This is a genomic window from Pseudoalteromonas sp. 2CM39R, assembly GCF_023161845.1.
This window is the reverse complement of sequence record NZ_JALNTM010000011.1, coordinates 147,127-166,112: the sequence shown is the minus strand read 5'-3', so window position 1 is coordinate 166,112 and position 18,986 is coordinate 147,127. Positions and strand designations below refer to the sequence as shown.

Annotated in this window: 17 protein-coding genes; 3 read left to right on the top strand and 14 right to left on the bottom strand. The window is 40.5% G+C overall.

Translation table 11 applies throughout. From position 1 onward, the window contains the following. The first annotated feature begins 36 nt into the window (after nucleotides 1-36). Nucleotides 37-2,169 carry a S8 family peptidase gene (locus MTF66_RS23195; RefSeq protein ID WP_055012498.1) on the top strand — a complete coding sequence of 711 codons (2,133 nt, stop codon included), beginning with the start codon at nucleotides 37-39 and terminating at the stop codon, nucleotides 2,167-2,169. A gap of 72 nt (nucleotides 2,170-2,241) precedes the next feature. Here the strand turns inward: MTF66_RS23195 and MTF66_RS23190 are convergent, their stop codons facing one another. The 7 genes from MTF66_RS23190 to rplU all read right to left on the bottom strand — a co-directional run bounded on the left by MTF66_RS23190 (nucleotide 2,242) and on the right by rplU (nucleotide 7,824). After that, nucleotides 2,242-2,715 (bottom strand): peroxiredoxin, encoded by a 474-nt coding sequence (locus MTF66_RS23190; protein WP_054201940.1) that lies wholly within the window; start codon nucleotides 2,713-2,715, stop codon nucleotides 2,242-2,244. A 64-nt stretch (nucleotides 2,716-2,779) separates the two neighbouring features. Next, nucleotides 2,780-4,720 (bottom strand): methyl-accepting chemotaxis protein, encoded by a 1,941-nt coding sequence (locus MTF66_RS23185; protein WP_138623102.1) that lies wholly within the window; start codon nucleotides 4,718-4,720, stop codon nucleotides 2,780-2,782. Nucleotides 4,721-4,909: 189 nt separating this feature from the next. Next, a complete protein-coding gene (locus tag MTF66_RS23180; protein ID WP_010391650.1) occupies nucleotides 4,910-5,284 on the bottom strand; it encodes a DUF3718 domain-containing protein in 375 nt (124 codons plus the stop codon). 82 nt (nucleotides 5,285-5,366) lie between these two features. Next, a complete protein-coding gene (gene folA / locus MTF66_RS23175) occupies nucleotides 5,367-5,858 on the bottom strand; it encodes a type 3 dihydrofolate reductase (protein ID WP_171036849.1) in 492 nt (163 codons plus the stop codon). A gap of 74 nt (nucleotides 5,859-5,932) precedes the next feature. Next, complete coding sequence (gene cgtA, locus MTF66_RS23170; protein WP_055012496.1) at nucleotides 5,933-7,084, bottom strand: Obg family GTPase CgtA; 1,152 nt, start codon at nucleotides 7,082-7,084, stop codon at nucleotides 5,933-5,935. Between the two features lie 154 nt (nucleotides 7,085-7,238). Next, a complete protein-coding gene (rpmA, locus tag MTF66_RS23165) occupies nucleotides 7,239-7,496 on the bottom strand; it encodes a 50S ribosomal protein L27 (RefSeq protein WP_004587922.1) in 258 nt (85 codons plus the stop codon). A 16-nt stretch (nucleotides 7,497-7,512) separates the two neighbouring features. Beyond that, entirely contained in the window at nucleotides 7,513-7,824 is a 312-nt protein-coding gene (gene rplU, locus MTF66_RS23160) for a 50S ribosomal protein L21 (RefSeq protein WP_004587921.1), read from the bottom strand. Between the two features lie 423 nt (nucleotides 7,825-8,247). On the opposite strand from rplU, the gene ispB reads away from it, so the two are divergent. After that, a complete protein-coding gene (ispB, locus tag MTF66_RS23155; RefSeq protein WP_008114958.1) occupies nucleotides 8,248-9,219 on the top strand; it encodes an octaprenyl diphosphate synthase in 972 nt (323 codons plus the stop codon). Between the two features lie 75 nt (nucleotides 9,220-9,294). Here the strand turns inward: ispB and mdh are convergent, their stop codons facing one another. Beyond that, entirely contained in the window at nucleotides 9,295-10,227 is a 933-nt protein-coding gene (gene mdh / locus MTF66_RS23150) for a malate dehydrogenase (protein ID WP_008466462.1), read from the bottom strand. Between the two features lie 225 nt (nucleotides 10,228-10,452). On the opposite strand from mdh, the gene argR reads away from it, so the two are divergent. After that, on the top strand, nucleotides 10,453-10,920 hold the full coding sequence (argR, locus tag MTF66_RS23145; RefSeq protein WP_008466460.1) for a transcriptional regulator ArgR: 468 nt from the start codon (nucleotides 10,453-10,455) through the stop codon (nucleotides 10,918-10,920). Nucleotides 10,921-10,975: 55 nt separating this feature from the next. On the opposite strand, the gene MTF66_RS23140 is transcribed toward argR, so the two are convergent. From MTF66_RS23140 to lpdA, 6 genes are all read right to left on the bottom strand, one after another. Then, on the bottom strand, nucleotides 10,976-11,875 hold the full coding sequence (locus MTF66_RS23140) for a Dyp-type peroxidase (RefSeq protein ID WP_054201945.1): 900 nt from the start codon (nucleotides 11,873-11,875) through the stop codon (nucleotides 10,976-10,978). Between the two features lie 39 nt (nucleotides 11,876-11,914). Then, entirely contained in the window at nucleotides 11,915-12,967 is a 1,053-nt protein-coding gene (locus MTF66_RS23135; RefSeq protein ID WP_248528926.1) for an ABC transporter ATP-binding protein, read from the bottom strand. Then, entirely contained in the window at nucleotides 12,968-14,599 is a 1,632-nt protein-coding gene (locus MTF66_RS23130; protein ID WP_248528924.1) for an iron ABC transporter permease, read from the bottom strand. It lies immediately after the preceding gene. Continuing rightward, nucleotides 14,599-15,603: a Fe(3+) ABC transporter substrate-binding protein gene (locus MTF66_RS23125; RefSeq protein ID WP_248528922.1), complete on the bottom strand. Its 1,005-nt coding sequence runs from the start codon at nucleotides 15,601-15,603 to the stop codon at nucleotides 14,599-14,601. The genes MTF66_RS23130 and MTF66_RS23125 overlap by 1 nt, the downstream gene beginning before the upstream one ends. An 843-nt stretch (nucleotides 15,604-16,446) precedes the next feature. Next, nucleotides 16,447-17,133 carry a tRNA-uridine aminocarboxypropyltransferase gene (locus MTF66_RS23120; protein WP_138623096.1) on the bottom strand — a complete coding sequence of 229 codons (687 nt, stop codon included), beginning with the start codon at nucleotides 17,131-17,133 and terminating at the stop codon, nucleotides 16,447-16,449. Nucleotides 17,134-17,500: 367 nt separating this feature from the next. Beyond that, the gene (lpdA, locus tag MTF66_RS23115) at nucleotides 17,501-18,928 is read right to left on the bottom strand and encodes a dihydrolipoyl dehydrogenase (protein ID WP_008114944.1); all 1,428 of its coding nucleotides are present in this window, start codon (nucleotides 18,926-18,928) and stop codon (nucleotides 17,501-17,503) included. Between the last annotated feature and the right edge of the window lie 58 nt (nucleotides 18,929-18,986).

The window sequence follows — 18,986 nt, the reverse complement described above, 5'->3', positions numbered from 1 at the left end:
GGCTTTCCACAAATAATAATAAAACTAAGGGTAATTATGACTTCTAATGATTCATTTAAAAAATGCGCTGTTGCGCTAACAATAAGTACACTATTTGCAGCCAGCTCAAGCATGGCAAATCCAGCACAAGCAATCTCACCTTCTATGGCTGAAACCTCAGCTAAAATGCAAAATCAAGGTGGGTTTGAAACTCAGTTCATTATCAAATATAAAAATAATAGCGATATGATGAACGTATCAACAACTGAAGCATCGCCTGCAATGATGAATAAAAAAGCGCAAAGCTTTGTAAAAAACTTCACCTCAAAAAAAGGTAAAGTTAAAGCTAAATATATCCGCGCAATGGCATTGAATGATCATCACGTAATGCGTGCCGACAAAAAGCTCAATGCTGAAGAAGCACAACAGTTTATGCAAGAAATGGTCAATTCAGGCAATGTTGAATACATTGAAGTCGATCAAATGTTAAAGCCATTTGCAACACCAAATGACCCTCGTTATGGCGACCAATGGCATTACTATGAGCAAGCCGGTGGCCTAAATCTACCAACAGCCTGGGATACTGCTACAGGTAGCGGCGTGGTTGTAGCTGTTCTTGATACTGGTTACCGTCCGCACGCTGATTTAAACGCCAATATTTTACCTGGCTACGATATGATCTCTAATCTATCAGTCGCTAATGATGGCAATGGCCGTGATAACGATGCTCGCGATCCAGGGGATGCTGTTGCAGCCGGAGAATGTGGTAACAACGGTGCACAAGGTTCTAGCTGGCACGGTACTCACGTAGCAGGAACTGTTGCTGCGGTAACTAATAACGGTGAAGGTGTTGCTGGTGTTGCTTACGACGCGAAAGTAGTGCCTGTACGTGTGTTAGGTAAATGTGGAGGTTTAACCTCTGACATTGCTGATGGTATTATTTGGGCTTCAGGTGGAAATGTGTCGGGTACATCGGCAAATGCTAACCCTGCTGATGTTATAAACATGAGCTTAGGTGGTGCAGGTGCATGTAGCTCAACGACTCAAAATGCTATTAATACAGCACGCAATAACGGTACTGTTGTTGTTATTGCCGCAGGTAACGATAACGATAATTCTGCAAACTACAACCCAGGTAACTGTAGTGGTGTTGTTAACGTTGCATCAGTTGGCCGTAACGGTGGCCGCGCATATTACTCAAATTATGGTAGTAATATTGATGTAGCAGCCCCAGGTGGCGCGCAAAGCTTTGCAAATGATTCTGAGGGTGTTTTATCTACTTACAACTCAGGTTCAACAACACCATCAAGCGACAGCTATGGTTTTTCGCAAGGTACATCAATGGCTGCACCTCATGTTGCGGGTGTTGCTGCATTGATCAAACAAGCTAAACCAAATGCGACTCCTGATGAAATTGAAAACATCTTAAAAACAACCACTCGCTCATTCTCTGCAACATGTACTAGCTGTGGCACAGGTATTGTGGATGCTGCAGCCGCTGTTGCCGCAGCATCAGGTGGCACACCACCGCCAACATCAGGTGATAATGAGCTTGTTGATGGACAAGTGAAAACGGGATTAAGTGGTGCAGCAAGTGCACAAGACTTTTACACTATGACAGTCCCAAGCGGTGCCACTAATGTTACTTTCACTATGAGCGGTGGTACAGGTGATGCTGACTTGTATGTACGTGCTGGTAGCAAACCAACTACCTCTACATACGACTGTCGCCCTTATAAAGGCGGTAACAGTGAAGAGTGCTCTATTGATAACCCAACCCCAGGTACTTATCATATAATGTTAAATGGTTATTCTGCCTACACTGGTGTTAGCTTAGTCGGTAACATTACAGGTGGTTCAACCGGTGGTGGTTCAGGTACACCTCAAGCAGGTGGTGGCACAGTGTCTGATGTTACTGCAAATGCAGGTCAGTGGAAACATTACACGCTAGATGTGCCAGCTGGCATGGCTAGCTTTACAGTAACAACGTCTGGCGGCACCGGTGATGCAGATTTATTTGTAAAATTTGGTAGTCAACCAACTAGCTCAAGCTATGATTGTCGTCCTTATAAAAATGGTAACGCTGAAACATGTACATTTAGTAACCCTCAAGCGGGAACATGGCATCTAAGCGTAAATGCGTATCAAACCTTTTCTGGTTTAACGCTAAGCGGTCAATACCAGCCGTAAACTACTTTCTCCTTAGATAAAAAAAGCCGATACATATGTATCGGCTTTTATTCAATACTTAAAACAGCTTAGTTATAGCTTGGCTAAAACGGCTTCAGCACTACTTATTACAAATTCTTTTTCTTGTTCTACAAGTAATTCGCTAACAACACCATTATCTACAACCATAGCGTAGCGCTTAGAACGCAAACCACCAAAGCCAGCGGTATCTTTTTCAAGCCCTAAGGCACGAGTAAAACTGGCATCGCCGTCTGCAAGCATATCTATATGTTCTGCATTTTGTGACTCGCCCCATGCTTTCATAACAAATGCATCATTTACCGATACACAATAAATAGCGTTAATACCCTTAGCCTTAAATTTATCAGCTAGCGCGATATAACCAGGCAAATGAGCATTGGAACAAGTAGGCGTAAAAGCACCAGGCACCGCAAATAGCACAACTTTTTTATCTGCGAATAATTCATTATTTGTGAGCGTTTGCATACCTTCATCACTAAGCTGAGATAAGCTTACTGCAGGTATTGTCTGACCTTGCTCTATCATATTAATTCCTTAGGGTAATTACATAGTCTTTTAGCATACAGATTAATATTTAATTCGTCTTCGATTAATCGCTGTTGTTATCTAAGCCTAGACCTTCTTTAATAGATGTCATTTGCAACTCTAACTGCGAGCCTATATCAGCAACTAATTCACTCGACTCACTTACTTGGCTTTTCATATCATGCATCGATAGAGTAAAGCCTTGGAGCAACTCATTTTGTTGTTTAGCCAGCTCCATTGCATCAATCGCAACTTTATTAGCCTGCTGCGCATTACCTGCAACTCCTTCAGAGTTTGCTTTAAGCTCTTGAGCATTTGCGGTTTGTAATTGTGCATCCTCAGTTAGTGCATTGATTTGTTTATAAACCACTTGAGAGTTTTCACTTAGTAGCGCCAATTGATCATTAATTTCTTTTAAAGAACCTTGGGTTTGCATTGCTAATTGCCTTACCTCATCGGCAACTACGGCAAAACCTCGACCTTGCTCACCGGCTCTTGCTGATTCTATCGCAGCATTGAGCGCGAGTAAGTTTGTTTGCTCAGCGATGGTGCGTATAACCGTAATAATATTACTCACTCCTTGCACCCCACTCAGTAATTCCTGAACACTATGCATCCCCTGCTCAATACGTTGCTGTGTATCAGAACTGGCATTAAGCATACTTTTAGCAAAACCAACACTTTGCTGCATTGCCTCATAAGTACTTTGGGCATTTTCAGCAGCCTGAGCGTTAATATGATTAACCTGCTCACCCAGTTGCTGAATATTAAGAAGCAGTTCTTCATTGTGATTTACCTGCTGATAACTCGCATTACTTTTTTGCCCAATAGTATGTAAATGCTCACTCATTTGCTGCATAAACTGGCTGACTACATTGAGCATATTCGCTCTTTCTTGCGCTTCTAAACGCTGGCGCTCAATTAACTGATTAAAATACTGCGCTATTTCTCCTACCTCTGTTTTAGGATTATTCACTGTAATATTTTTTAACTCATTACTTTCTATTAAAAATGCAAACCCATCTCGCAGTTGTCGTAAAGGCTGTAAAACCTGTCCGCGCTGTACCCAATAGACACTAAAAGCTAATATTACTAATCCGCCTATTGCTATTCCAAACACCCAAAGCACTTGTCGTTTCACGTTATCTTGCTGTGCTTTTAATGTTAGCTCTGCCTCAATCACTGTTTTTGATACTAAACTAATTTGTTCACGTAACTCATTCGTTCCAGAATCACGTTGCTTTGATTGCGATAAAGTACTGCTTAAATCGCGCAAATAACGTTTAGGCCAACTCACCAACTCCGCTTTTATTTCAGATGCCAAATCTTCCGGTTCCTCATCTACAAATAAAGCAAACTCATCAACCTCAGTCATTACCCCTAAGTTCGGTAATTGCTCAATATTTATAGCTAGTAAATTTAGGGTTTTTATACTTTGTTGCAGGTTTTTCTCTACCTCAGGTTGGTAATCATTGATCAGCTGGTAAGTCGATAAAGATAAATTAACCACTTCACTGTAATAATCACTCGCTAATTTATAATAATTAAGAGCGTTACTGGTTTGCATTGGTGCTTTTTGCGCATAATTAATGAGTGAAGAGGCTGAGCCGGCCATTTGTCTAAGCGCGTTATCTAACAGCGCAGTTTCATTGCCAGATAGTTTTCCAAGCGCTCTGTATTTACCATTAATATCTGTATTTAATGAAGTTAATTGTGCAGCTAAACGAATTTCTAATTCAGGAGGCAGCACTGTTAACTGTTGCGCTTTAAGCTGCTCAATCAAGGTCGATGATTGTTTTAGGTATTGGCTATTACCTTGTACTAAATAACTTTCCAAATGATCGGCAAGCTCGACCATTATGCTATTTTTTAATTGGCTATATGCGCTATCTTGTTGCTGAAGTTTAAGTAATGTATGGCTTGCCCATAACAAGGTAGCGGCTAAAAGGATACTTGCTAACGTTAATAAAATGGCTAGTAAACGGGTAAAAAATGATACACGCATAAATATATCTCAAAACTGACATACACATAGAGTATTGAGTTTTTATGACATTTTTATGTAATAAGAGTAATAAGGATAAATACTCAGGGGGAACTAGACTTAAAGGTAGTTAAACAGGGTGTAAAATGACAATTTATCTAAGTAAAAAAACCGCGTTTAAACGCGGTTTTTTATTAATTAAGCTTTTATTTAAAGGCCTGCGCGGTCTTTAATAATAGGGATTAAAGGTGATCCAGCATGATTTGCCTCAGCCCAAGCAATATCGGCACCATCTTCAAGTGAGCTTTTTGATAAGTTTTTAACAATGTACTCGCCTGTATCAACTGCATTACTTGCAACAGCGTGACGCAATAAGTTGTTACCATTACAGAAAACTGCATCATAGATATTACGTACTTTCACACGTGAACTTTTTAGTTTGCTACGCAGACGGTTTTTATCATCACCAGCAATGTATTCACAGACTGAAACAGCTAACTGATCATTAGCGCTTGCAGGCGCAGTATAAGCAAACGAACCCGCTGCAATAGCAGCAATTACAACTAGCTTCGGTAATTTAATCATTGATTGGACACCCTATATTAATACTTTTTTCGTACTCGACTGTTTAATATTGTACCAACACGCTCAGATTTTGGCAATAATGTTAAGAGATTTTATTCAAAGTTACGAACTTATAACTATATTTATTTTTATCATCAGGAGCCATCAACATTTCATCTTCAATTTGCCAACTTGCAACATTTTGGTAATCAGGAAACTGTGTATCCCCTTCTACATCTAAGTCAATAAAGGTTAAATACAACCGATGTGCTTGCCCTAAGAACTGCTGGTAAATGTTTCCACCGCCAATAATCATAACCTCTGCAACATCATTAACAAGCTCAAGTGCAGCCTCAGGCGTGGTTACTGTTTCAATTCCCGCTGCTTTATATTCAGTGTTGCGAGTAATAATAATATTGCGACGCCCAGGCAGCGGCCTACCTATCGACTCAAATGTTTTACGCCCCATAATAACGGGCTTACCAGAGGTTACTTTTTTAAAGTGCTGAAGATCGCCAGGTAAGTGCCATGGCATTTTATTATCTAAACCAATGACACGGTTGTTTGCCATTGCTGCAATCATTGAAATTATCACACTAAACACCTAATTCTTTATTATTAAAAAATAAAAAAGGAGCGTTAGCTCCTTTTAAACATATACAATTATCATTAACGCTCGTAGACAACTTCTACGTCGTAATCATCTTCATCCCAATCATCCCAGTCATCATCATCGCCTTTAGTGGCTTTTTGATGGTAGGTATCCCATTTAAATTCAACCTCTTCGTCTGCAACTTCAACAAACTTTTCTTTAGGCATGTTATCAAGTAGCGTCATGATGTCGTGAATTAATGGCTGAGTATTCAATTTATTAATTGCAGCAATACTATAAATATTTTCAGACTCACCTAACTCTTCTGCAATTTGCTCACATAAGGCCTTGGCTTCATCTTCTGGCAATAAGTCAATTTTATTAAATACTAACCAGCGAGGCTTTTCAGCAAGCTTAGGACTGTACTGATGTAGCTCGTTAATGATTGCAAAAGCATTATCAACAGGATTTGAACCATCAACTGGCATAACATCAATAATGTGCAATAACACACGACAGCGTTCTAAATGCTTTAAGAAACGAATACCTAAGCCTGCACCATCCGATGCACCTTCAATCAAGCCAGGAATATCGGCAATGACAAATGATTTATTTGCTTCAGGACGAACAACACCTAAGTTAGGGATAAGCGTAGTAAATGGATAATCTGCTACTTTAGGTTTTGCAGCCGATACGCTGCGAATAAAGGTAGATTTACCGGCATTTGGTAAACCCAGTAAACCTACATCAGCGAGCAGCATTAGCTCTAACTTAAGGTTACGTACTTCACCAGGTGTTCCGAGTGTTTTTTGACGTGGGGCACGATTGGTACTTGATTTAAAACGCGCATTCCCCAAGCCATGGAAACCGCCTTTTGCAACCACAATTCGTTGACCATCTTGGGTTAAATCCCCTAATGATTCTTGTGTATCAACATCAATGATACGTGTGCCTACCGGTACTTTTACAATCAGATCTTCACCTTTTTTACCAGTACAATTACGGCTTTGACCGTTAGTACCGCGTTCTGCTCTATGAAAACGCTCGAATTGATAGTCAATAAGGGTATTTAAGTTTTCATCAGCTTGTAGATAAACACTACCACCGTCTCCACCGTCACCGCCATCAGGTCCACCATCTGGAACATATTTCTCACGACGAAAAGACACGATGCCGCTGCCACCGTCACCAGCTTCTGCGCGAATTTCTACTTCATCTACAAACTTCATGATTACTCACTTTAGGGATTGGCTTGTTAATAACTCTATTATATACCTAAGTGGCCTATAGAGCACACTGAGCATAAAAACACTTGGGTATATATTTAGAGCTGCTTAAAACAAAAAACCCCGCAAAGGCGGGGTTTTTTAACTACCTTACTGATTACTCAGCTACGATAGTTACGTATTTACGGTTTAAAGGACCTTTTTGTTCAAACTGAACTTTACCATCTGCTTTTGCGAAGATAGTGTGGTCTTTACCGATACCTACGTTTGCGCCAGCATGAAAACGAGTTCCACGTTGACGAACAATGATGCTACCCGCTAGAACTGATTCGCCACCAAAACGCTTAACACCTAGGCGTTTGCTTTCTGAATCGCGACCGTTACGAGTACTACCAGCTGCTTTTTTATGTGCCATTTCTAAGTACCTCTAATTAAGCGCTAATGCCAGTGATTTTAACTTCTGTGAACCATTGACGATGGCCCATTTGCTTACGAGAATGCTTACGGCGTCTAAATTTAACAACCTTAATCTTCTCACCGCGACCGTGTGAAACAACCTCAGCTGTTACTTTACCACCGTTTACGAACGGTACACCAATCTCGATCTTCTCACCATCAGCAACTAAAAGTACTGAATCAAATTCAACTGCTGCACCAGTTTCAACGTCTAATTTCTCAAGACGAATTGTTTGACCTTCAGTCACACGGTGCTGTTTACCACCACTTTGGAAAACCGCGTACATAATTAACTCCGTCTGTGCGCCCTCAAATCGACGCAACTAAAATATTCTTCAATAGGGCGCGAAGTTTACGCTAATGCGAAAAAACTAGCAAGCCTCTTTTTGTAATTAAATGAATAAAAAGTAGCTGCATTGAGAGCAATTCAATATTTCCCCTATTTTATATTAAAATCCCCCTTTGCCAAGCGCTTTTTAACGGTTAGAGAAAATAAATTAGCAATCGCAAAGCAAGCCCACGCAGTTCAATTAACCGTCAAGGATGATTCAAATTTAAACCGCGCTGTTTAATCATTTATTCACCAAGTTAATAGGTCATTTAACCTACTTAAGGGTGTTTTTTTAAGGAATCATCACAAAATATCGAGCTAATGCGTTTTTTGTTGTACAATCTGCGCCGTTCACACATTAAAATTGGCTCGGAGATCAATGGATATAAAAGCTATCCAGGCGTTAATCGAAAGCGATATGAATGACGTCAATCAACTAATACATGCGCAAATGCGCTCAGATGTGGCGTTAGTTAATCAACTTGGTTTGTATATTGTTAACAGCGGTGGCAAACGTGTTCGCCCCATGTTGGCTATTTTGGCGGCTAAAGCGCTAGGTTACCAAGGTAAAGATCACATTACGCTAGCAACAATTATTGAATTTATTCATACCGCAACGCTTTTACATGACGATGTAGTAGATGAATCTAACTTGCGCCGTGGCACACCCACAGCAAATGCCGAGTTTGGTAATGCCGCCAGTGTTCTCGTGGGAGACTTTATTTATACTCGCTCGTTTCAGCTAATGGTAGGCCTTGGTAAAATGCAGATAATGCAAGTATTAGCCGATGCAACCAATATTATTGCTGAAGGCGAAGTGCTGCAATTAATGAACTGTAATGACCCAGATACTACTGAAGCCAGTTATATGCAGGTTATTTACTCTAAAACCGCCAAGTTATTTGAAGCTGCAACCGGGCTAGCTGCTATTATTACTGAGCAAGATGACAGTGTATTAAACGCACTTAATTTGTATGGTATGCATTTAGGCACTGCTTTTCAGTTAGTGGATGATGTTTTAGATTACAACGCTGATGCCGATCAACTTGGTAAAAACATTGGCGATGATTTAGCTGAAGGTAAGCCGACGTTACCTCTTATATATGCAATGCAACACGGTAGTGAGCATCAAACACAGTTAATAAGAGACGCTATTGAGCACTGTAATGGTATGGAGCATCTAGATGAGATACTCGCTGCACTTAAACATACCAATGCCCTTGAGTTCACTATGCAAAAAGCAGAGCAAGAAGCAGAGAAAGCAATTGCTTGTTTAGATTGCTTAGCTGAATCAAGTTACAAGCAAGCGTTAATTAGCTTAGCTAGAATAGCGGTTGACCGCGACCACTAAGTTATACTGTGTAGATAGTTCCGAGCAATAAAAAAGCCTGCAAGTGCAGGCTTTTTTATGGGTTAATTTTGGCTATTACGCCATAAAATCAACACCTTCTTTAATGTCTTTTTTCAGAGTTTCAAGCATGTCATTTTTTGCTTGCTCTTCAAATGCGCTTAGTGTGCCGTAAGAAAGAATTTCTTCTACGCCATTTTTACCTAAACGTACTGGATGTGCGAAGTACTCTGCATCGCCATTTTCAACAGCAACGTATGCATAATCTACAACGTCTTCACCTTGTAAGCCTTTAACTAAAGACATACAAAAACGTGCAGCAGCAGCACCCATTGATAATGTTGCAGAACCACCGCCCGCTTTAGCATTAACTACTTCAGTACCCGCGTTTTGGATACGTGGAGTCAGTGCAGCCACTTCTTCATCAGTGAAAGTAACACCTTCAACTTGAGAAAGTAACGGTAGGATAGTTGTGCCTGAGTGGCCACCAATTACTGGAACTTTAACGCTTGCTACGTCAACGCCTTTAAGCTCAGCAATGAACGCTTCAGAACGGATCACATCGAGTGTTGTAATACCGAATACACGTTTAGCATCATAAGTACCTGCTTTTTTAAATACTTCAGCAACAATTGGTACAGTGCCGTTAACTGGGTTAGTAATAATACCCACAAGCGCTTTAGGACAGTTAGCAACAATGCCTTCTGCTAGTGTTTTGATGATACCAGCGTTAACATTAAATAAATCAGCACGATCCATACCTGGCTTACGTGGCATACCCGCTGGGATAAGAACGATATCACAACCTGTTAATGCTTTATCTAAATCGTCAGCACCAAAACCTGCAACTTTAACATCTGTTGGGATGTGAGAAAGGTCAACAGCAACACCAGGAACTACTGGCGCAACATCATATAGTGATAATTCAGAGCCAGCTGGTAAACCTGTTTTTAATAATAAAGACAACGCTTGACCGATACCGCCTGCAGCACCTAATACAGCAACTTTCATTGGAATTCTCCGTGATTTGAGGTAGGAAATATTTGTGGTTCATAAGATAAAGAAATTAACGACTAAAAACAAATTTATCCTGCTTATTTTAGCTATATTTTCGACCATAGTTGTAAACTTTGCTGTTTAAACGCAGCAAAATGGCAACTTAAGCAAACAACTGCTGCATAATTATGCATTTTTGTGTAGAATTTGCAGTATCTATTACATAACTAATTAGACACTATGCAACCACAAGATAAACAAGAAGCATTGGTTAAAGCCTTTAAAGCACTTTTAAAAGAAGAAAACTTTGGCTCACAAGGCGAAATAGTTGATGCGTTAAAAGAGCAAGGCTTTGATAATATTAGCCAAAGTAAAGTGTCGCGAATGTTAAGTAAGTTTGGCGCGGTACGCACCCGTAATGCAAAACAAGAAATGGTATACTGTTTACCCGCCGAAATGGGGGTACCAACCGCTAAGAGCCCATTACGCCAGCTCGTTATTGATATTATGCATAACGAAATGATGATTATTATTCGCACCAGTCCTGGAGCTGCTCAACTCATTGCGCGTTTACTTGATTCATTAGGCAAAGCAGATGGCGTACTAGGTACTATTGCTGGCGATGATACTATTTTTATCGCACCAGCTAAAATCTCAGAAATAGACCTCACACTAGAGCGTGTTCGTATTTTATTTGATACGGTTTAATCACTAACGCTGTAATAAAGACGGCTATGAATAATACATAGCCGTTTTGTAATTGTTATAACTGCTTTAAAAATCGTACTGAGGGGGCAAAAAATGCAGAGCCCATATCCGCCTGAGTAAAATCAAGCCAGTGATCATAATTCTCTCCCTGCCCTAGTCGACTAGTTAGCACTTTTTCGAATGCATCCCCTTTAGCAGAGCAAGTGATCACTAACATACCTTGCTCATACACATCGCCATAAGGCATGCTTTGGTTAAGTAACAGTGCCTGACCTTGTTCGTCTTTTAATTCACTTCGGGTTGCATGGCTGCTCTCAAGTGCGGGGCTGAGCAAGGTATTATCAAGGCGTGTACGACCCATTATTTGCTCTTGTTCATGTAATGACAAATGCTGCCACAGGCTCAAGTCATGTTTATAGCGCTGCACATGAATGTAACTACCTTGATCTTCAAAACTATCAGGTTTGTTTACTAACGCCGTTACGCGTTTTTGACGGCCATGTGGGGTATCGCCCGCATAAATAAAACCATTAAAATCACGACCATCTAAAAAACGGAAATTACGAACTTGCTCTACCAGCTCAACATCAGGGGTGAATAGTTTGAGTATTTGTAGTGCAAACAAGTGGTTCACGTCTTCTCTGTCTGAGCGGATTTGCACAAACAAATCACATGGCCTTGCACTCATAACAAACTCGCTATGGGTAATATTAGGAAAGCTTTGCAGCTCGCTTGGCATGAAATCAGGTAAGATATGCGGCCAATATTGCGCACCAATTGCCACCATGCAAGAAAGCATAGATTCAGAAAACTGATCACTAAACTCATCTTCAATATCGCTCACTTGTTTAAGCTTAGCGCGAAGTGATTCGTCGTGACCATCAAGTACATTAAAAAATAAGTGCAAACCGTGTAAGTTTGCTTCAGCACAAATCCCTGATTGCGCTTGCGCCATTGTTATTCCTTACTTTTTAGAGCAAAACACAGTGATTAATTACGATTTAAAAAAATTCACCGTGTGCGGTTTTATTTTTATTATAACCTGTTCATTAATTTCAAATGACTGGCCATACTGAGCTGCAACTTCTATTTCTTGTTCAGCAATAACGACAGTATATACATAAGCAGAGCCAATAAAGCGACTGCTTAGAATTGTAACGCACTCACACTGCAGTTCGTTATTGTTACTACTGGCAAGCTCAAGCTGGTGTGGACGCACATAAATAACCCCCTTTTCAGCCACTGAGTGTTGCTGTGGCAGTATTGATTTAACCACACCAAACTGCGTTTCATATTCAGTGGCTGTTAATGCAGTTGCGCTTAAGTATATGCCCTGACCCAGAAATTCTGCAACCTCCTTTGAACTTGGTTTAGCAAAAAGCTGCTCTGGCGTTCCTTGCTGCGCAATTTTACCTTGGTGCATAACAGCAAGTGTATCTGAAAATGCAAACGCCTCTTCTTTTGAGTGAGTAACAAATACTGCCGACACTTGTTGAGCTTTAATAATACGCCTAATATCAGCGATTAACTCAAAGCGGACTTGGGTATCAATATTAGAAAACGGCTCATCTAACAATAGTAAGCTGGGTTTATAAGCTAATGCACGCGCAATCGCTACCCGTTGCTGTTGACCACCAGAGAGTTGATGTGGATACCTATCCGCGCAGCCAACCAAGTGCACAAGTTTTAACATTTCATCCACGCGAGCCTGTTTATCCGTTTTGCTCATACTGCTTAGACCAAAGCCAATATTATTCGCCACCGTTAAATGTGGGAATAATGCGTAGTCTTGAAACATCATGCCAATATTACGATGCTCTGGTGACACAAATGTATTGGCGTCACTGACTAACTTACCATCAATAAATACCTGTCCTTGTTTGGCTTCAATTAACCCTGCAATGGCTTTAAGCGTGGTGGTTTTGCCGCAGCCACTGGCACCGAGTAAACACACTATTTCGTCTTTACCTAAGGTTAAGTCTAAATCATCTACAACCTTAGTCCCGTTATATGCATAGCTCACACCTTGTAAAATCAAACTACTCATTTAACTACGTTGCTCCATTGAACGATTAATAAAATATAACGGAATAAAACCTACCACCACTATAAATAAAGCTGATATGGAGGCCAGCTCTAATTGTTCATCGCTAACATATTGAAACACGTGCGTAGCTAAACTTTCAAAATCAAAAGGCCTTAGCAGTAAGGCTGCGGGCAGCTCTTTCATACACTCAATAAATACCAATAAACCAGCGGTTAATAAGCCTCGGCGTAATAAAGGCAAATGCACTAAGCGTAATGTGTGGCCTTGGCTTTTCCCCATTGACTGACTTGCCATATCAAGCGAGGGGCTAATGCGTGAAAAGCTCGACTCTATAGCACCATGAGCAACTGCGTAAAAACGCACAATATAAGCAAAGGTAATCGTTAGTAAACTACCAGTAAGTAATAAACCAATATCTAAGTTATAAGGAGTCAGAATGCGGTTAATAGTATTTTCTAATAGGGTGAGTGGCAACAATACAGCAATAGCTAATACTGTCCCAGGGAGTGCATACCCGGTACTTGCTAGGCGCCCAGGTATAAGTGGGTTTGCTTGTTTTGCAATGCGCTGATAAAACACCACTAAAACACTCAAAACAATAGTCACTACACTCACTACTGCGGCCACTTTCAAACTTTGCCATGCATAGCTAAAAAATTCACTACTCCACGCTTGATCAAAATACGTGATTGCATACTTGAGCAAAACAACCATGGGAATAATAAATGAGATTATTAAAATAAGGCTACAAAACCCCGTTGCTAACCATGCAGACTTACCTTTAAGAATATAAAGTGCCTCACTGTTCACACTCGATTGACGTTCAAATACAGCTTGGTTACGACGGCTAAAACGCTCGGTGATCAATGCTAAGAATAGCAGTAACAACATCACCCCTGAAATTTTTGCTGCTGCAGTTAAGGAGTAATAACCAAACCAAGTATCGTATACTGCGGTGGTTAATGTACTGACTGCAAAGTAGCTAACGGTAGCAAAATCAGCCATAGTTTCCATACTGATCAAAGCAAGCGCAGCAACAATAGCACCACGAGAAAGCACCAAGCTTACTTTAAAAAAGCTTTTCCATGCACTTAATCCCATTAATTGGCTTGCTTGGACTAACTTAAAGGACTGTTCACGTAGTGCAGTTTTAAAAATTAAATATAAATACGGGTAGAGTACCAGCGCAATCATGATGATAGCCCCTGGCAAAGTGCGTATATCAAAAAACCAGTAATCACTGGGTGATTGCCAACCAAACCACTCTCTTAGTGTTATTTGTACCGGCCCCGCGTAGTCGAGTAAATCGGTGTACACATAAGCAATAATATAGGTAGGCATGGCAAGCGGCAGCATCAATGCCCATTCAAACTGTTGTTTGCCAGGAAAACGGCAATAAGCGGTGAGCCAACCCAGTGGCAACGCAATCAGACAGCTAAGTAACCCTACACCTAAAACCAGCAATACGGTATTACTTATATAGTCCCACAGCACGGTATTCCACAGGTGGGTAAATACCTCTGAGTCGCCTTGTAAAGATTCTACTAGCAGAAAAAACAACGGGGTCGACAGTAATAACCCTGTCGACCACGCAATAAGCTGCCACTTCGACAGCTGAAATTTATAAGTCATTAAAGATCGAACTTCACCTCATCAATTAGCTTAAGGGCTAATGGACGATATTTGCTAATTTCATCAAGCGGTAAGCTGTCTTCCTTAAAGCTTCCCCATGATGCAACCAAACTTGAAAGCTTAACACCTGGCTTGACCGGGTACTCCATATTGAGCGAGGCATACATATTTTGCGCCTTATTGTCGGTCATATACTCTATAAGTTTCAAGGCATTTTCAGGGTTTTTAGCATACTTAGTAATTACCGCACCCGATACGTTAATATGCGAACCACGGTTAGTTTGGTTTGGAAAATTAATATTAACCGCATCTGCCCACGGTTTTTGCGCTTCATCTTGCAACATTTTACCTAAGTAGTAACTGTTACCTAAAGCTAAATTACATAAACCTTCTTTAACGGCTTTAACTTGCGCACGGTCATTTCCCTGCGGCTTACGCGCTAAATTAGCTTTTACACCCTCAAGCCATGTTTTAGTCTGGACTTCACCATGATGAGCAATCATGGAAGCCACTAACCCTAAGTTGTACGGGTGCTTACCAGAGCGAGTACAAATTTGACCTTTATATTCAGGTTCGGCTAAATCTTCATAACTCAGCTCAGGTAATGGACCTAAACGCTCTTTTGAAGAGTAAACATTACGCACTCGTTTAGTGAGCGCCACCCACTGACCATCGCCATCACGAAATGCAGCCGGCACATTATTATTAACCTGCTCGCTCTCAATAGTTTGCGTTAGCTTTAGCTCTTCTAACTGAATTAACGCACTAAAGTTAGACGTTAAAACTAAATCTGCTTTGCTGTGCTTGCCTTCACGCTTAACACGCTCGATTAGGCCTTTTTTAGCAAACACAACATTAGTTTTAATGCCTGTTTGCTGTGTAAAATCATCTAAAATAGGTTTAATTAAAAAAGGTTGTCTAAATGAGTAAATATTCACAACATCGGTTGCAACAGCAGGTGCTGAGATAATTAACCCAACAACAAGCGCGAGTGTTTTTTTCATATTTTCTTACCTGACTAATAATTATTATCATTAATTTTACCGCGATGAACTAAAAAGTGCACACTTTATATAATTACTTAGTGATAAATACGCCCAAAAAAGAAAACCCTTGTAAGATATCTCTTACGCTTATGGCAGTAAATGAGTAAAAACACCCTACATAACACCCCATAAATACAGCAAGCCATTGTATTTTAAATAATTTATAAATATTTCATTTGTAAGAACATAAACCATAAGCGGTTTTATCCTACATTTACTGCAAATCACTCTCTATAATTAACCCATAAATAAGCAACGACGCTTACCGAGTAAATGGAAACGGATTAACTACTCGAATACCAAGGTTTGGTTTTTAGGATAACAGGGATTTAAGGACAGGCTCAGGATGAGTATCGCAATGGATTATTGCACAAGGGATAGCATCAGGATGATGCATAATGGATAACAACAGCGGAATAGTTGTTTATAAAGGATAGGGAACAAAAAGGACAGGCCTTAAAGGCAACACAACGGAATGGTAACAAAGGGAATGCACTCGGATGTGCAATAAGGATTGGTAATAGATTTTACCTTACAGGATGTTTTAGGGATTTATGGAGACAGGCCCGGATAGCCTATATTACATAGAACTAGAAAGTAATATTGTAATAACACGGATCGTAAAAATTGGAGTTGATTAGGTTCAATTGCAGGATGCAACAAAGTTAGAAGATTCCGCAAGCGCGACTAGAGATGGTTCGCGCTTTTCTTTTGCCTGAAAGTCAGCGGTCAGCCAAATTATATATGTTTAGGCTATACTCAAGCGTCAAATTCAGCTTTTTCGTATTAATACCCTGCACTTTATTCGGGCCTGCCTTTGTTACGCTTACCAAGTAAATAAGCGTCGCGAAACTTAATAAAATGCTGTTCTAATTTAGTGCTCGCATCAACTTCACCAGCCAATGCTAATACCATAATAGCCACTTCTGCCGTACCTAACTGATGAGCATGAGGCGCTACACGTAATCGGTAATCAGAGAGTTTTTCTGAGGTAATAGACAGCACAGGTAAGTTATCTAAATAAGGACTCTTACGAATCATTTTTTTAGCTTCTCGCCATGTACCATCTAAAAATATAAACAATGGCTGTTTACCTGCATGCGTTTCAACCTGGGTTACCACCCTATCAGTTTCAACATCTTCAGCCGGAAAAATCACAAAAGGCTGATATTTATCATTATTCAACAATGCCAATAAAGCAGGATCTGGGGAGGTTCTATCCCAACGAAACGCGTGATTATCAGGCACTATTTCAGCAATTAAACGCCCTGTATTAGACGGTTTAAAACTTTCATTATGATACATAAGTAAGCATACTGCAGCGCTGCAGCTTGCGTACTCAGCGCCCTCACAAATACAGTAATGCTTGGCAATTAAGCATTGTTCACAACGATCCATTTTTCCACCACGGGCATTAAACTCACGTCGAGATTCACTTATTTGCTGAGCACGTAATGCTAAAACTGAATTTTTTAAACTCTGGGTCACTGTGGGTATTTACCTATAAATTGATGGCTGCGCATTGTAGCTAAAATAAAAGGAAATAGATATCTGCGGGCTGCGGGCTGCGGGCTGCGGGCTGCGGGCTGCGGGCGCTAGTAAAATAAAACACCGAGCTTTTTGCAAGCATAACTTTTATGTTGCAGGCGTGAATTTATCTCGCGCAGGTTTAATTTTGAGGCTTTAAGCCCGTTGCCTGTTGCCCGGCACTCGCAGCTCGATATGCTTTAGTCTTTGTTTTTGCACCATAGAGACGCTACGCTAGATAGAACAATCTTTTGCTAAACGCTGAGGCTATAAAAACAAAAAACCCAAGCCGAGGCTTGGGTTTTTTATCGCGATTAACTAAAAGAAATTACTTCTTCTTTTTAACTGCTTTTTTGTTTGGTAAATCAGTGATTGAACCTTCAAAAATTTCAGCAGCAAGGCCGATTGATTCGTTCAATGTTGGGTGAGCATGAATTGTTAGCGCTAGGTCTTCACCATCTGCACCCATTTCAATACCTAGACCGATTTCGCCCAGCATTTCGCCTGCGTTAATACCAATCATAGCACCACCGATAATACGGCCGCTTTCTTTATCAAAAATAAGCTTAGTAGAACCTTCAGTACGTGAAGAAGCAATAGCACGACCCGATGCAGCCCAAGGGAATACAGCTGTTTCAATGCTTAAACCTTGCTCTTTCGCTTCTTTTTCAGTTACACCCGCCCATGCAATTTCAGGGTCAGTATAAGCAATTGAAGGAATACACTTAGGGTCAAAGTAATGTTTTTGACCAGAGATAACTTCTGCTGCAACATGGCCTTCATGAACCGCTTTATGCGCAAGCATAGGTTGACCCACTAAGTCACCAATCGCAAAAATATGTTCTACGTTAGTACGTAATTGCTTATCAACGTTAATAAAACCACGCTCATCAACATTCACACCCGCTTTATCAGCGTCTAACATGTTACCATTTGGTGTACGACCTACAGCAACAAGTACTTTGTCGTAACGTACTGGCTCTGCCGGTGCATTTTTGCCTTCAAACGTAACATATAAACCGTCGTCTTTTGCTTCAACGCCAGTTACTTTAGTTGAAAGCATTACATTAAACTTGTCTTTAACATGCTTTTGGTAAATTTTAATGATGTCTTTATCAGCAGCAGGAACAAGTTGGTCTGCAAATTCTACAACATCAATTGCAGAACCTAGTGCACGGTAAACCGTACCCATTTCAAGACCGATAATACCACCACCTAAAACAAGTAGCTTTTCAGGAACATCTTTAAGCTCTAGCGCGCCCGTTGAATCAATAACGCGATCATCCTCAGGGATGAAAGGTAAGTTTACAGGTTTAGAACCCGCAGCAATAATTGCGTTATCAAAGGTAATGGTTGTTTTACCGTCAGCGCCTTCAACATCTAAAGTGTTGCTACCAGTAAATTTACCGTAACCAGATACAACTTTTACTTTACGCATTTTAGCCATGCCGTCTAAGCCACCTGTAAGCTGGCCAACAACAGAGTCTTTCCAAGAACGAACTTCATCTAAGTCAATTTTTGGTGCGCCAAAAGTAACGCCGTGAGATGACATTTCTGCAGCATCATCAATCACTTTAGCTACGTGTAAAAGTGCTTTAGAAGGAATACAACCAACATTAAGACATACACCGCCTAATGTCTCGCGAGATTCTACTAATGTAACTTCTAAGCCCAAGTCAGCAGCGCGAAAAGCCGCAGAGTAACCACCAGGACCACCGCCTAGTACAACAACTTGAGTTTTTAATTCGTTGCTCATGCTATTACCTTTATTGTTTGAACGGGACACAGCCCCAAAATTTAACTGCCATGTTTCT